Here is a 14048-nt window from a genome sequence, read left to right as displayed (position 1 = left end):
GCGGTTTCCCATGAAAGGTGCTGCCATTCTCTCCTATCTCCTGCGCCGACTGGCCATCCTCATGGTCTCGATCCTGATCGCAGCCATGGTGCTGTTTCTATTGCTGCGCCTTCTGCCTGGCGATCCGGCGAACGCGCTCGTATCGGTTGGAGCGGACCCCGAACAGATCGAGGCTGCGCGTAAGCAGGTTGGCTCCGACCTGCCGCTTTCCGAGCAATTCGTGGGTTTCGTTTCGAGCCTTTTGCGCTTCGACCTCGGCAATTCCTTCATCAGCCAGGCACCCGTCCTGCCGGAGATCGGCAAACGGCTGGCGGTCACCGTGCCGCTGACACTGATGGCGTTCCTTCTGGCGGTCGTCATCGCCGTCCCCCTCGGCATCATCGCCGCCGTGAAATCCGATCGTTGGTACGGCTCGGTCATCTCGGTCATCTCGCAGCTCGGCATCGCGGTGCCGGTCTTCTGGATCGGCATTCTTCTCGTGACGGTCTTTGCCGTAAATCTGAGGATCTTTCCTTCCGGTGGTTTTCCCTCACGCGGCTGGCAGCGACCCGAAGCGGCCTTTGAATCGCTTGCATTGCCCATCTCCACCATCGCCATTGTCATGTCCGCCTCGCTGATCCGCTACGTACGCTCGGCCACGCAGGACGTGCTCGGCAGCGACTACCTGCGTACCGCACGCGCGCTTGGCGCGAGTTTTTCGGAGGCACTGATCCGCCACGGCATCCGAAACGGCTCGGTGCCGGTTATCTCGATCCTCGGGATCGAACTTGCCTCCACACTGCTCGGCGCCGTCGTGGTCGAACGCGTCTTCTCGCTGCCCGGCCTTGGCTCCATGCTGCTCCTCGGCATCGAGCAGCGTGACTATCCGAACGTTCAGGGTGTGCTGTTCGTTTCGACGCTTCTGGTCCTGCTCGTCGGCTTTGCAGCCGATCTCGCACAGCGGTTGATCGATCCGCGGCTACGCGACCGCACGGTGGGGACCGACCGATGACCGATACCAGCCTCATCGATACCTCGCCGCAAGGCAGCACCCGCCGATCGTGGACCTTCACCATCGGCGCCATCGTGGTCGGCCTGCATCTCGTCATCGGCCTGTCGACGCTCTTCTGGACCCCCTATGATCCAACCGCCATGTCTGGCGGGCGGCTGGAAATGCCGTCCCTTGCGCATGTCGCGGGAACCGACAGGCTGGGCCGCGATCTCTTTACGCTGATCATGATCGGCTCGCGCATCGCGCTGATCGTCGGCACCGGCGCAATCGTCATCGGCGGACTGATCGGCATAGCCATCGGCTTGCTTGCCGCCTTCGCCTCCAGGACGCTGGACGACATGCTGGCCGCCGGCCTCGACATCCTAATCGCATTCCCCACGCTCCTGCTGGCCATGCTGATCGTCGCCTCCAGTGACGGCGCAAGTCTTTGGACCGCCATCGTCGCAATCGGCATCGCAAACTCGGCGATCGTTGCGCGGTTGACCCGTATCCTGGCGAAGCGGGTGCTGAGGATGGACTACATCACCGCTTCGCGCATTTCCGGCACATCGTGGATCGGCGTCGTGGCTATCCACATCCTGCCGAACATCTGGCCGACACTGCTCGTCAATCTCGCCCTGCAATTCGGCCTCGCGGTCATCGCCGAAGCCTCGCTTTCCTATCTCGGGCTTGGCACGCCTCCTCCAAATGCATCCTGGGGCCGTCTGCTGCAGGAAGCGCAGGGTACGGTATACACGGCGCCGTTGGGGGCGATTGCACCCGGCATCGCGCTCGTCTCGCTGGTCATCGGCGTCAACCTCCTCGCTGACGGCTTGCGCGACATTGCCGACCCCACACGCAGGAGGCGTCGATGAGCCCGCTTCTCGGCATCGAAAGCCTCACCATCCAGGCCGGCGGCAAACCACTCGTCTCCAACGTCTCCTTCTCCGTCGCACCGGGTGAGCGCCTTGGCCTGATCGGCGAGTCCGGTTCCGGCAAATCGCTGACGGCACTGGCCTCCATCGGCCTGCTTCCGGATGGGCTGCAAGCCTCCGGGTCTGTTCTCCTGGATGGGCGACAGGTGGTCGGGGCGCGCGACCGGGATCTTGTCCCCTTGCGCGGCACTGTCGCTGCAGTGGTATTCCAGGAGCCGCTGACCGCACTCGACCCGCTGATGACGATCGGTCGGCAGGTCGGCATCGCGGTTCGTCGCCGGGCGAAGCGCGATGGACATCCGACAGACTCAATAACTGTCATGGGCGAGGTTCTCGACCTGCTCGACCAGGTTTCCCTGCCCCAGCCCCAACGCATCGCGGAAGCGTGGCCGCATGAAGTTTCCGGCGGCCAACGCCAGCGGGCGGCAATTGCCATGGCGCTTGCCTGCAAACCGAAACTTCTGATCGCCGACGAGCCGACGACGGCACTCGATGTCACGACTCAGGCGGAAATCCTCAAATTGCTGGGCCAGCTGGTCCGGGAGCGAAACATGGCGCTGCTGTTCATCAGCCACGACCTGCCTGTCGTTGCCGGCGCGGTGGACCGGGTTGTGGTCCTGCGCCACGGAAGCATTGTCGAACAGGGGCCGGTCGCCACCGTCTTTGGTCAGCCATCCCACGAATATACGCAGAGCCTTGTCGCAGCCGCACGGGCCTTCGACGACGCGCTGGAGATCGCGCCATGAGCCTCATCGATGTCCGCAACGTCTCCTTCGGCTACACCCGCAACCAGAGAACCCTCGACGAGGTCAGCCTGACGCTGAGCAAGGGCGCCAATCTCGGGATTGTCGGTGAGTCCGGCTCCGGCAAGACGACGCTGCTGCGCCTGCTGCTTGGCCTCAACCGCCCTTCGGAAGGCGCCATCACCGTCAACGGCGTATCGCTGGAGCCGGCAAACCGGGAGTTCATGCGCGGCTTTCGTCGCACAGTGCAGGCGGTCTTCCAGGATCCCTACTCGTCACTCGATCCCCGCCAGAGCGTTTTCGACATTATCGCCGAGCCACTTCGGTCCTTGAAAATACCAGGCGACATCCAGCTCGCCGTTGCGGACGCCCTCGCATCCGTCGGTCTGCCAGCCGATGCAGCGGAACGGTATCCGCACGAATTTTCCGGTGGCCAGCGGCAGCGAATTGCGATCGCCCGGGCGATTGTTTCGCGACCGGACGTCATTCTGGCCGACGAGGTCGTCAGCGCGCTCGACCTTTCCACCCGCATCCGCATCGTCGAACTGCTCAAGACGCTCTCGAAGACCGCGACATTCGTGCTCGTCTCACACGATATCGGCCTTGTCGCCTCGCTCTGCGAAGAAACCGTCATCCTTGAGCGCGGCAGGATCGTCGAAAGCGGCCGGACCCGTGATATTCTCGCCGCCCCCCGCCATCCCTACACGAAAAGACTTCTCGCCAGCATTCCCCGCATGCCCGCCTGATCAAGCCCCCTGATTGATGATGGTCAGCGGGTCACGGCACCGGGCCGGTTCCAGCGCGTGATAGCGCGCAACCGGCTTTGAAATGCCGTTAGCACAGGGCCGTCACTTCAAATCGGCTGCCGTCAGCACATAAATCGATCGGCGACTACGCTCATAGAGCTTGATCGCCACATCCTGGATGGCCGAGCGCGATCTATCGAAGGCGTTGAGACACTCCGCTTCCGCGATACTGTTATCTGCTTTCTTCACGAGCGCCGCAGCCTCCACGAGAAAACGTACTTCGAACATGCCGTCATAGCCATGAAAGCGAACCGTCCGCTTCACGTCGTCGTAACTACGGCTCCTGTTTGGAAACTGAAGCGTCATGGTGGTCTCTTTTCGGATTGAGTGAGCCGGGACGGTAGACGCATTCTTTGGTCATCCGAGCCTGTCGCCATTTCGGCGGCAGCGGACCAGAAAATAGGTAGTGCTTTTATTTGGAAGGCAACTTGTCACGGCCCGATCCGCAGGTTCGATGCTTCACCAACCGGGTGACGAACCGTTACCCCCGAGACGACAAAGTACCCATTGCTTGATCAGGTCGCTTCACAGCGGCGGACGCACCCCACTCCAATCATGGAACCATGGGGATGGTTGCCTACATGGCGGACATATCATCCAGGAGGTTCTGCGCCAGTTCGCTGATGGCGACTTCCGATTCCTCCAATGTCCAGCCGACACCGGCAGCGCGCTTTGCAAGACCAGCCAGAACCGGCGGGAGATTGCCACCCGCCGCGGCCACGACGTCATCCGGCGTCAGCCCCTTGGCCAGTTCAAGAAACACCTGCTCCAGAGCTTCCTGGCAACCGATATCCCTGTCCGGATAGCGCTCGGAACTGCGTGGTTTGTTCAATACGATCATCTGCACCTCATCGTGTCGCGGGCTCCGTTGCGCTGGGCGCAGAGCCACTGATGCTGGTCGGCCGGCATGTTCTCGGGTCTTCGGATATTCGCACAAACGCTGACATTGGCGGTGCGGGCACCTACAGGCACGAGAATATCGGCAGTCTTGTTATGAAATGGACAAGGGCTCCGATCGGTCGGAGCCCTTGATCTTGGTACTTGTCGAGGTCGAAACCGACCTCGTTACATCATGCCGCCCATGCCGCCCATATCAGGCATGCCGCCGCCCGCAGCATCCTTCCGCGGCAGTTCGGCAATCATGGCTTCCGTCGTCACCAACAGACCGGCAACAGAAGCTGCGTTCTGCAGGGCGGTGCGAACAACCTTGACCGGGTCGACGATGCCCATGGCGATCATGTCACCGTATTCGGATGTCTGGGCATTGTAGCCGAAGTTGTCGGTGTTGCTCTCCAGTATCCGTCCAACGACCAGCGAGCCTTCATCGCCGGCATTTTCGGCAATCTGGCGAACCAGCGACTGCAGGGCCTTGCGGATGATGGTGACACCGGCGTTCTGGTCGTCGTTCTCGCCCTTGACGTCGAGGACGATGGAGGCGCGCAGCAGCGCCGTGCCGCCGCCAGGTACGATGCCTTCTTCAACGGCGGCGCGCGTCGCGTTGAGCGCGTCGTCGATGCGGTCCTTCTTTTCCTTGACTTCGACTTCCGTCGAACCGCCGACACGGATCACGGCAACGCCGCCGGAAAGCTTGGCAAGACGCTCCTGCAGCTTTTCCTTGTCGTAGTCCGAGGTGGTTTCCTCGATCTGCGCCTTGATCTGGCCAACGCGACCTTCGATATCGGCCTTGGTGCCGGCACCATCGACAACCGTGGTGGTTTCCTTGGTGATCGACACCTTCTTGGCGCGACCGAGCATTTCAAGCGTGACGTTTTCAAGCTTGATGCCGAGGTCTTCCGACACGACCGTGCCGCCGGTCAGGATGGCGAGGTCTTCCAGCATGGCCTTGCGGCGATCGCCGAAGCCAGGAGCCTTGACGGCAGCGATCTTCAGGCCGCCACGCAGCTTGTTGACGACGAGCGTAGCAAGAGCTTCGCCTTCGACGTCTTCCGAGATGATCAGCAGCGGCTTGCCGGTCTGAACGACAGCTTCCAGGATCGGCAGCATCGCCTGCAGGTTGGATAGCTTCTTCTCGTGCAGCAGCACATAAGCATCTTCCAGTTCAGCCACCATCTTTTCGGGATTGGTGACGAAATAGGGGCTGAGGTAGCCGCGGTCGAACTGCATGCCTTCGACGACTTCAAGTTCGGTTTCAGCGGTCTTGGCTTCTTCGACGGTGATGACACCCTCGTTGCCGACCTTCTGCATGGCGTCGGCGATGTATTGGCCGATTTCCTTCTCGCCATTGGCCGAGATGGTGCCTACCTGAGCAATCTCCTCAGACGTATTGATCTTCTTGGCCTTGGCGAGCAGGTCCTTGACGACGGCAGTGACGGCAAGGTCGATGCCGCGCTTCAGGTCCATCGGGTTCATGCCGGCTGCAACAGCCTTGCCGCCTTCGCGAACGATGGCCTGGGCGAGAACGGTCGCGGTCGTGGTGCCGTCACCGGCAATATCGTTGGTCTTCGAAGCAACTTCGCGGACCATCTGGGCGCCCATGTTCTCGAGCTTGTCTTCCAGTTCGATTTCCTTGGCCACGGTGACACCGTCCTTGGTGATGCGCGGAGCACCGTAGGACTTGTCGATGATGACGTTACGGCCCTTCGGGCCGAGCGTTACCTTGACCGCGTCGGCGAGAATGTCGACGCCGCGCAGCAACTTCTCGCGCGCATCACGGCCGAATTTGATTTGTTTGGCAGACATCGCAAAACTCCCGGGCTGATCGCCCAATGATCTTCATGATAGGAAACAGAGGCGGCAGAGGTCAGGCGATAACGCCCATGACGTCGGCTTCCTTCATGATCAACAGGTCTTCGCCGTTGAACTTGATCTCGGTGCCGGACCACTTGCCGAACAGGATGCGGTCGCCGACCTTGACATCGAGAGGCACGATCGCGCCGCTCTCGTCACGCACACCGGTGCCGACGGCGACGATTTCGCCTTCCTGCGGCTTTTCCTTGGCGGTGTCCGGGATGATGATGCCGCCCTTGGTCTTGGCCTCAGCCTCAATACGACGCACGACGACACGGTCGTGCAACGGCCGAAAATTAGCATTAATCATTTTGGGGTTCCTCAGCGAGAACACAGCCGAAAGGCCGATCTCGATAAGCGCTTTTAGCAGTCTTACGTTGTGAGTGCTAGAACTAATTCGTGCCTTGGTAGCAATCCGGGATTTGAGCTCGCGGAATTTCGTTTCTTGTATGTTGGGCGATATTCATGCCGTCATAGCAGCCCGGAGGCCGGATATTCCGGCGCCGGTGATGGAGATGATTACCAAGCCCTTGGTAATAGGAAGCATCGCACGGAAGGAGCGAGGGTATTGACCGCTCCGCGGCGGGCTCCCTCCCGGGCAATCATCCCCCGACCGTCAAACCGCTATGCGACGCGCCGCCTTGTCGGAAGCTTTGCGGTCGACACCATACTGAGTAATGATCTTTGTCGCATCCTCGACGCTGATGCGATGCTTCTTTGCCAGTGTTTTCGCGTCATAAGCTTTCGCCGGCGCTGAATTGAGGTCCGTCATAAAAGTCTCCATTTAATTTCGCGCTCCCGTGGGGCGCTCGATCGGATGATACGGCCGCCCGGCAACATGCCGGCGGCAAAGGTTCCATTTTAGAAAGGAGGGGCGGTTTCGATCGCCAAGCCGCCAAAACAGCGCTCGAAGTGAGCGCAATCGCTCCAATTGCCCAGTGACTATGTCCAAAGAAAGGTTAGCGGGCTGCACAGACGCCCGACTGCCCTCATCGTTATCATGATGACCCGACGCAAGTGTTCCTGCGTGGTGCCGGCATCCATATCGGGAACGCCAGCACGGCAAGAAGGTCATCACATTCCGGTCCTACAGCTTCATGTTGAAAAATGGAATGCGGGCGATCCGGCTTCGCACCTGCCTGACGAGCGATTGCCGCGGTGAAAAACAAGCAGTTGGTCCGTCATCCCCCTGCAGCCGGAGCACAGGACGCCTATTCCTGCAGATGTGAACACTCCGCCATATCACCACCTCAGGTAGCATTTTTACGAATACTGAAACAGGAAGTTGACGCGACGGCGTGGCTGATATATGAAGAACCCTCGATACTTTGTTTGCTGAATTTGTTTTTGCTGCGCTATGCGCCGTTGACGAACTTTCCCTCTCAAAAGTCGAAACAATCGCCGGGAATCGCCCGGTGATGATTAATCTTTGCATTGAAGGGGTTCGTTATGACCACTGGCACAGTTAAATGGTTCAACGCCACCAAGGGCTTCGGCTTCATTCAGCCTGACGACGGTTCCGCCGACGTCTTCGTTCACATCTCCGCCGTCGAACGTGCGGGCATGAGCTCGATTGTCGAAGGCCAGAAGCTTAGCTTCGAGCTTGAGCAGGACCGCAAGTCGGGCAAGATGTCCGCAGGCCAGCTGCAGGCCGTTTAATGCTCCGGTCTCCATGACCGGACATACTGGCATGGTGGCAAGACATATAAAGGCCAGACAGATGTCTGGCCTTTTCCCGTTGGCTGGTTGACCTCATACGGTATCCGAGAGGTTTCCCATCAGGCCGTTTGCGCTTCGAGCCACGGCCTTCTGAAGTTCTATGAGGAAGATATATTGAGACATTCGAGCGACAATGGCTTTGCCGAGCGCCGCAAGACTGCGGAGAATGCCAAGCGGGAGCTTTTGACCAAGTTTGCAGCCGCCCCGAAACCGACTGATCCTGAAGTTCAGGAACGATTGGCGGCGCGCGAGGCAGTGAGCGTGGCAAGGGCGGCTCGCCGCGCCGAGCGCGAAGCCTTGAAGCAGGCAGAGAACGAGCGTCTGCTGGCGGAAGCCGCAGCAGCGGCTGCCGCAGCCGAAGCCAGTGAGAGAGCCGAAGCCGAAGCCCGGCAGGCAGAAATGAACAATCGTATTTCTCGCGTGGTGGCCGATGAAGCCGAACGCAAGGCCGAGCGGGATCGCCGCTATGCGGCTCGCAAGGCTCGTAAAGCCTGACAGTCAAGGGTATGCCCGGCAGCGTGGAATACGCCTGCTGCGGCGCCGTTTACCTGCGGCTGGAAAGGGATCGAAATTCATGAACACTCATGCCCGCGCCGTCGACGCGTCGTTCACGAATACCGGCGGCTCCTGGCTGAAGATACTTGCAAAATACCGGCAGCCACGTCTGGGACGTAGCGTGTTCGAGCTTTTTGTAACTGTCCTCCCTTTCGCCGCCTTCTGGGCCGGAGCCTATGCTTCGGTCCTGCACGGATTTTGGCCGGGGCTGATTCTGATCATTCCGGCTGCCGCCTTCCTGCTTCGGCTGTTCATGATCCAGCACGATTGCGGGCACGGCTCGTTCTTTGCGCGGCGCAAGCTTGACACATGGACGGGGCGCACTCTGGGCGTCTTGACCATGACGCCATACGATTACTGGCGTCAGGCCCATGCAACCCATCACGCGTCGACTGGCAATCTCGACGAACGGGGCATCGGCGATATTACCACCCTGACCGTCGCGGAATACAATTCCCTGCCGCGATCAAAGCGCCTTGCATACCGAGCCTACCGCCATCCACTGGTGATGTTCGGCATCGGTCCCGCCTGGCTCTTCCTCGTCAAGCAACGCCTGCCTTTCGGGATGATGAATTCCGGGGTCATGCCCTGGATATCCACCATGGGCACGAACCTTGCGATCGCAATACTGGCGGCATTGATGATATGGGCCGTCGGGCTTGTGCCCTTCTTGCTGATCCACCTGCCGGTGGTGCTGCTGGCGGCTGCGGCCGGCGTTTGGCTTTTCTACGTTCAGCACCAGTTCGAGGATACCCATTGGGCAACGTCCGAGGAGTGGCAGTTTCCCGAAGCCGCGCTTCATGGTGCGTCCCATTACGACCTGCCGCTGGTGCTGCGATGGATTACCGGCAACATCGGTGTTCACCACGTCCATCACCTGGCGAGCAGGATACCTTACTACAGACTGCCGGAAGTGCTGCGCGACCATCCCGAACTGGCATCCATCGGCCGCACAACCCTGTCGCAGAGTCTTTCGTGCGTCGGGCTCGCGCTGTGGGATGAAAAGCGCGGCAAGCTGGTCTCCTTCCGGGATGCCGCAAAGGCTCTACCTCTCGCATGACACTAACCACGGCGCCTGACGACAGCGCTCCGATCCGAAAACTAAACCGACTTTTCCAAGGACTGAAGTTTGAACATGACCGCAAGTAACAACACGACCGCCGCTGACACGGTGATCTCGTTGACCCCGACCCAAATCCGTGGCCTGAAGCTTGCCAAGGACGGTGACCTGCACTTCCAGGAGGGAAAACGATGGACGCACCTGAACGCCGTCGTCACCTACGCCAGAACCGACCGCTTCAAGGAGCGGCCGCGCAAGGTCAAATTCCTGATGACCGGGACTTTGAACGAGTTGAGGGAATTCGGCCTTCTGCGAAACCTCACACCAGATGTGGCAACGGACGAAGCTCCCCATGGGATCACCATGGCAGGCAAGATCTGGCTCCTGAAGCATAAGTGACGGCCGCGCGGATACGCGACGGCAGACAGGCTTGGCGAGGTTGGCGTTCCTGCCCCCTCGTCATTGCCACGATGGGCATCGTGGCACGGGCGGCCTGATAAAAACTCAGTCTCCATGGTGCCGCCCACCTTACCCCTAATTCGGTTCGCCACGAATTCCCCCAACCCTGCCACTATGATCCCGCAGGGATTCAGAGGCCCGCATTCGCGGGAGTATTCCCGTAACCGTCGGCAGATTTCCGTCGCTCTACGGCCGCTCAAATACGGCATCTGCCCTATGTCTTCCTCCCGAGTGTGCGAACTGTCAATTCAAGCTGGCTGCGTGGTTCGCAACGGGTCAGCGGATTTTTCGAAAATCCCCGGCACTCATTCGTGTCATGTACCGGTTCCGACAGTCACTGACAGCCTCTCTCTTTTGTTTGAGGGCCAGGATGTCGGGGGATACCGGTGAACTCGGGTCTATCTTGAAGCCGAACAGTCCTCGTCCCACTTCCACGATGTTGAAATGCTTGCTGGCGAGCGCGTTGATGGACCGACTTATCTCCTGCCTTTCAATCGTCAGCCGGATGTAGTCCGAGGTCGCCGGCTCCGCGTCCAACTGAATGAATTTGGAAGGAAGCATCGGGTCGAGCTTGCCGAAGGTGGTCTCGGTATCGACTATGAACGCTATTTTCTTATAGTCCTCGCCGGGAAAGCAGGCGCTGTGATATCGCCCAGTCTTCCGTCCTTCGCCACGATAACAGCGTGGTGAAGTGCCTCCAGAAAATGCCCGGGCAAATGACAGAGAAGCCATCCAAGCTGCACACCGACGCCGAACCGCATGTGAGCCACACGCGCATTCCTGTAGCATTGCCCGACCGGTGCGCTGTCTATCCTGGGCACGGTCAGAATTCCCGAAGCCGGGAAAAACGTATCGCGAAGTTGACGCGCAAGCTTGTGGTCTGCGGTGAGCGTTTTTCGGCGTAGCATGCGGTCCTCCATCGCCGTTGAAGAACGTTCTCGCTAGGGACGCTGTTTGTCCCGCAGCCAAGCGATGCAACCGCCAGGAAAAACCCGCTGGCTGGCGATCCTGTTGCTTCCGGGAAAACCTACTCAAACTCCAGTTCTTATAAGTATCAATCCGCTCGATTTCGGCCAGTGCCTCGGGCCACAAAACTATTTACTCGCACTCTCGGGGTTCTGTCGCCGGGCCGGGCGACGCCAACCATAAGCAGCTTTTCCATTGTTTTCTCGCTAGCCTAAAGGATGACATTCACTGGTGGGCGCCCTTCCCCACCAGTTGCCCATCCGCTGGAGCAGCCGAACGCTGGTGCTGCAATGAGGGATCCGCGAGTGATGACGACAGAAGCGCCTTGTGACGGAGGTCTATACCTGCGGCAAAACTTACAGCGCTTCGACGATAGCCAGCTTGTCGGCGGCCTCCTGCGTGAGAGAGGTCGAGGTCGTCATGAACGTACTCCTTCCTGTGCTGAGGCCTGCCGGATGCAAACCTTCCCGGTATCGGCACCTTAGGCGCAGATGTTGGTTATTTCGGTGGAGCTGTTTGTGGGTCTGCTATTAGAGGTCGGCGTCGATGCGCTCGATCAGGCCGTCCGAACTGGTCGCGATCCTCATGATGCCGGTCTCGTGGCCGAAATCGCCCTTGAAATCCAGGCGGAGGTCCGCGTTGAAGGCGTCCAGTGGCTCCATGGACAGCAACCTGCTTGCGGTGTTGTAACCAACGAAGAACCGCTCGAAGTAGATCCGGACGCCGTCCCTGCCAACAAAGGCGTCGCCGATCGAAACATCGTCGATGACGGCATCGGGAGCGAACAGGGACAGCGTGCCTTCGACGTCGAATGCGTTTGCGGCCGTGATGAAGGATGCGACCATCTTCTGCATGGTGCGCTCCTCAGATGTCGGTGATCGTGGTGTCGGCGATGGTCTGGGCGAAGCCGCTTCCGAACAGGGCGGCAGGCGTCTGAAAGCCGGGGCGGACCTCGCCTGCGAGGACACGGCGACCTGCTTCGGCGGCAGCCATCGCGGTAAAGGTATAGCCGTTGACCGTGTCAAGTAGCGAGCGGATCACGTGGCCTTCCGCGTCGGTGACTTCGACGGCCGCCTGATATCGGTTCGCCAGCCGATCCTCTTCACTCGGCCCATCCGGGAGCAGAGAGACATCGCCCTGAGGAAAGCCGTCGCCTGTCACATGCACGAAGGTCTCGATGTCAGGAACGCCCGTGGACCGCCAGATCGTGATGAGATCGGGAAGCGTCACTGGGAAGCAATCGACCTCGCCTTTGCCGAAGTCGAATTTCCTAATACCCTCGGCAGGAGTGCTGACGAGCTTGCCGTCGAGACGAGCGAAGGTCTGTGTGGTGACATTCTCCATCGCGCTGATCGCCGACCCGCGCGAAAGACCACCTGCAACATGCAGAGCAATACCGATCTTGCGGGGCGCTCGGACCCTCCCCAAAGCATGTCCGGCGAGGCTGCCGAGCATTGCGACGCTGCCACCACCGCCCGGCATCAGCATGATCCCTGCTGCCTTCGCCTCATCGTCCAGGTCTTCGGCCAGATGGTAGCTGTCGAGTTCGGCTGCAGTGTCGAGATAGTGCACGCCGTTGCGGAGCGACGCCCGCATCAGGACTTCGGCGGTCCTCAGGAAAGGTCCGGCGCAGTTCAGCAGGACTGATATATCGGCAACACCATTGTCGATCCCTGCAGTGTCGCCGAGGTTAAACACCCGGTATTCAACGCCGAGCTCGGCGGCAAGCCTGGAGAGGGTCGCTTCGCTGCGGCCTGCGAGGACCAGAGAAGTGCTTGCCGCCTTTGCATGTTTCGCTGCCATGCGGCCGGTATAACCGGTCGCACCATATATCATCAGCTTTGTCATATCAGTGCTGCCATTCCTTGTAGACGAATTCGAGGCTATAGCCGTCGGGGTCGCGAACCTGCGCGGCGTAATAGCGTGGGTCGTAGTGGAGCTGCGGGCCGGGGGGATGGATCTCGGTTGCACCCGCGGTGATCGCGGCGTCGAAAGCGGCTTCGACTTGGGTGGTGCCTTTGGCGACGAAACCGATATGCGCCGAGCGACCATCCACGAACCCTTCGCGAAGCCAGAAAAACACCCTGCCGTTAGCGCCAAAACCCTTCAGGTCCGGATGGCCGGGAGGCCCGTCCTTCCCGTCGTAGTCATGTGCATGAACGATTCCGAGCGGTGCCAGCACCGCCTCGTAAAAGGCGATCGAGCGGGCGATATCGCTAACGGAAATGAAGACATGATCGAGCACAATGTTCTCCTTTGGTCAGATGATGTAGCCGCCGGCGACTTCGATGTTCTGGGCGTTGATCCAGCGATTCTCGCTCGACAGTAGGCTGGCGACGACGCTACCGATCTCTTCAGGTTCGCCGACGCGGCCGAGCGCAGTCTGACCGGCAAGCATTGCCTCGAACTCGTCGTTCAGGCCACCGCCGAGCTCGGTGCGTATCGCGCCAGGCGCAATCGAGTTCGCGCGTATACCGCGCTCGCCAAACTCCTTGGCCATATAGCGGGTCAGGACTTCGAGGCCACCTTTGAACGAGGCATAGGGGGCTACGCCTGCGGTCGCCACGCGCGATGTGGCGCTGGTGATGTTTATGATTTGGCCGCCATCCGCCATCAGCGGAAGCAGGATCTGCGTCAGGAAGAATGGACCTTTGAGGTGTACGTTGAACAGTCCGTCGAACTGCTCTTCCGTCACCGTGGCTATCGGACTGAAGAGGCCATATCCGGCGTTGTTGACGAGATAGTCGAAATCGCCACGGCCGAAGATAGTTCCCAACTTCCCCGCGACGTCGTCACGAAACGCCGAAAACGAGCTGATGTCGCCCACGTTGAGTTTCAGGGCCACGGCCCTGCCGCCGTTTTGCGCGATCGTATTCACAACGTCCTTGGCCTTGTCGGGATTGCTATTGTAGGTGACGATCACGCCCATGCCGTTTTGGGCACACTCGATGGCGGTGCTTGCTCCAAGACCACGGCTGCTGCCGGTAATTATGACGATCTTAATGGGATTCTCCTTGCCTCTTCGGTCTGACTAGAGGCTAGGACCGTGCTGTCTCGTGCGCTCACCCATTCCTCTCTGTTACTTGC

General features: G+C 59.9%; 18 protein-coding genes. 8 read left to right on the top strand and 10 right to left on the bottom strand.

The features are described 5' to 3' along the window. The first annotated feature begins 10 nt into the window (after positions 1-10). From LH464_RS10510 to LH464_RS10495, 4 genes are read left to right on the top strand one after another with little or no spacing between them, the layout of a single operon-like run. The gene (locus LH464_RS10510; RefSeq protein ID WP_226786319.1) at positions 11-991 is read left to right on the top strand and encodes an ABC transporter permease; all 981 of its coding nucleotides are present in this window, start codon (positions 11-13) and stop codon (positions 989-991) included. After that, the gene (locus tag LH464_RS10505; protein WP_226786318.1) at positions 988-1845 is read left to right on the top strand and encodes an ABC transporter permease; all 858 of its coding nucleotides are present in this window, start codon (positions 988-990) and stop codon (positions 1843-1845) included. Before LH464_RS10510 ends, LH464_RS10505 begins: the two co-directional genes overlap by 4 nt. Continuing rightward, positions 1842-2651 (top strand): ATP-binding cassette domain-containing protein, encoded by an 810-nt coding sequence (locus LH464_RS10500; protein ID WP_226786317.1) that lies wholly within the window; start codon positions 1842-1844, stop codon positions 2649-2651. The genes LH464_RS10505 and LH464_RS10500 overlap by 4 nt, the downstream gene beginning before the upstream one ends. Next, entirely contained in the window at positions 2648-3394 is a 747-nt protein-coding gene (locus tag LH464_RS10495) for an ABC transporter ATP-binding protein (RefSeq protein ID WP_226786316.1), read from the top strand. The genes LH464_RS10500 and LH464_RS10495 overlap by 4 nt, the downstream gene beginning before the upstream one ends. A gap of 102 nt (positions 3395-3496) precedes the next feature. Here LH464_RS10495 and LH464_RS10490 read toward each other — a convergent pair whose 3' ends face one another. The 5 genes from LH464_RS10490 to LH464_RS10470 form a co-directional block, all read right to left on the bottom strand. Further along, on the bottom strand, positions 3497-3760 hold the full coding sequence (locus LH464_RS10490; RefSeq protein ID WP_226786315.1) for a DUF1488 family protein: 264 nt from the start codon (positions 3758-3760) through the stop codon (positions 3497-3499). A gap of 271 nt (positions 3761-4031) precedes the next feature. Beyond that, positions 4032-4295, bottom strand: a complete 264-nt coding sequence (locus LH464_RS10485; RefSeq protein WP_226786314.1) for a hypothetical protein — start codon at positions 4293-4295, stop codon at positions 4032-4034. Positions 4296-4519: 224 nt separating this feature from the next. Further along, complete coding sequence (groL, locus tag LH464_RS10480; RefSeq protein ID WP_226786313.1) at positions 4520-6154, bottom strand: chaperonin GroEL; 1635 nt, start codon at positions 6152-6154, stop codon at positions 4520-4522. Positions 6155-6215: 61 nt separating this feature from the next. Continuing rightward, positions 6216-6512: a co-chaperone GroES gene (gene groES, locus LH464_RS10475; RefSeq protein WP_226786312.1), complete on the bottom strand. Its 297-nt coding sequence runs from the start codon at positions 6510-6512 to the stop codon at positions 6216-6218. A 306-nt stretch (positions 6513-6818) separates the two neighbouring features. After that, positions 6819-6974, bottom strand: a complete 156-nt coding sequence (locus tag LH464_RS10470; protein WP_226786311.1) for a hypothetical protein — start codon at positions 6972-6974, stop codon at positions 6819-6821. Positions 6975-7651: 677 nt separating this feature from the next. On the opposite strand from LH464_RS10470, the gene LH464_RS10465 reads away from it, so the two are divergent. From LH464_RS10465 to LH464_RS10450, 4 genes are all read left to right on the top strand, one after another. After that, entirely contained in the window at positions 7652-7861 is a 210-nt protein-coding gene (locus LH464_RS10465) for a cold-shock protein (RefSeq protein WP_226786310.1), read from the top strand. A 174-nt stretch (positions 7862-8035) separates the two neighbouring features. Further along, positions 8036-8416 carry a DUF6481 family protein gene (locus tag LH464_RS10460; RefSeq protein ID WP_226786309.1) on the top strand — a complete coding sequence of 127 codons (381 nt, stop codon included), beginning with the start codon at positions 8036-8038 and terminating at the stop codon, positions 8414-8416. Positions 8417-8495: 79 nt separating this feature from the next. Next, positions 8496-9536 (top strand): fatty acid desaturase, encoded by a 1041-nt coding sequence (locus LH464_RS10455; protein WP_226786308.1) that lies wholly within the window; start codon positions 8496-8498, stop codon positions 9534-9536. Positions 9537-9647: 111 nt separating this feature from the next. After that, positions 9648-9935: a hypothetical protein gene (locus LH464_RS10450; protein ID WP_226786351.1), complete on the top strand. Its 288-nt coding sequence runs from the start codon at positions 9648-9650 to the stop codon at positions 9933-9935. Between the two features lie 336 nt (positions 9936-10271). Here the strand turns inward: LH464_RS10450 and LH464_RS10445 are convergent, their stop codons facing one another. The 5 genes from LH464_RS10445 to LH464_RS10425 form a co-directional block, all read right to left on the bottom strand. After that, positions 10272-10727, bottom strand: a complete 456-nt coding sequence (locus tag LH464_RS10445) for a hypothetical protein (RefSeq protein ID WP_226786307.1) — start codon at positions 10725-10727, stop codon at positions 10272-10274. A gap of 764 nt (positions 10728-11491) precedes the next feature. Further along, complete coding sequence (locus LH464_RS10440) at positions 11492-11815, bottom strand: nuclear transport factor 2 family protein (RefSeq protein WP_226786306.1); 324 nt, start codon at positions 11813-11815, stop codon at positions 11492-11494. Positions 11816-11825: 10 nt separating this feature from the next. Next, on the bottom strand, positions 11826-12809 hold the full coding sequence (locus tag LH464_RS10435) for a saccharopine dehydrogenase family protein (protein WP_226786305.1): 984 nt from the start codon (positions 12807-12809) through the stop codon (positions 11826-11828). Between the two features lies 1 nt (position 12810). Next, complete coding sequence (locus LH464_RS10430; RefSeq protein ID WP_226786304.1) at positions 12811-13206, bottom strand: VOC family protein; 396 nt, start codon at positions 13204-13206, stop codon at positions 12811-12813. Between the two features lie 15 nt (positions 13207-13221). Beyond that, positions 13222-13965, bottom strand: coding sequence for an SDR family NAD(P)-dependent oxidoreductase (locus tag LH464_RS10425; protein ID WP_226786350.1), 744 nt, complete (start codon positions 13963-13965; stop codon positions 13222-13224). Positions 13966-14048 lie beyond the last annotated feature (83 nt).

The sequence above is a fragment of the Pseudorhizobium xiangyangii genome (assembly GCF_020531965.1).
GTDB lineage: Bacteria > Pseudomonadota > Alphaproteobacteria > Rhizobiales > Rhizobiaceae > Neorhizobium > Neorhizobium xiangyangii.
The sequence above is the reverse complement of the archived record's forward strand: the minus strand, read 5'-3'. Positions and strand labels throughout refer to the sequence as shown.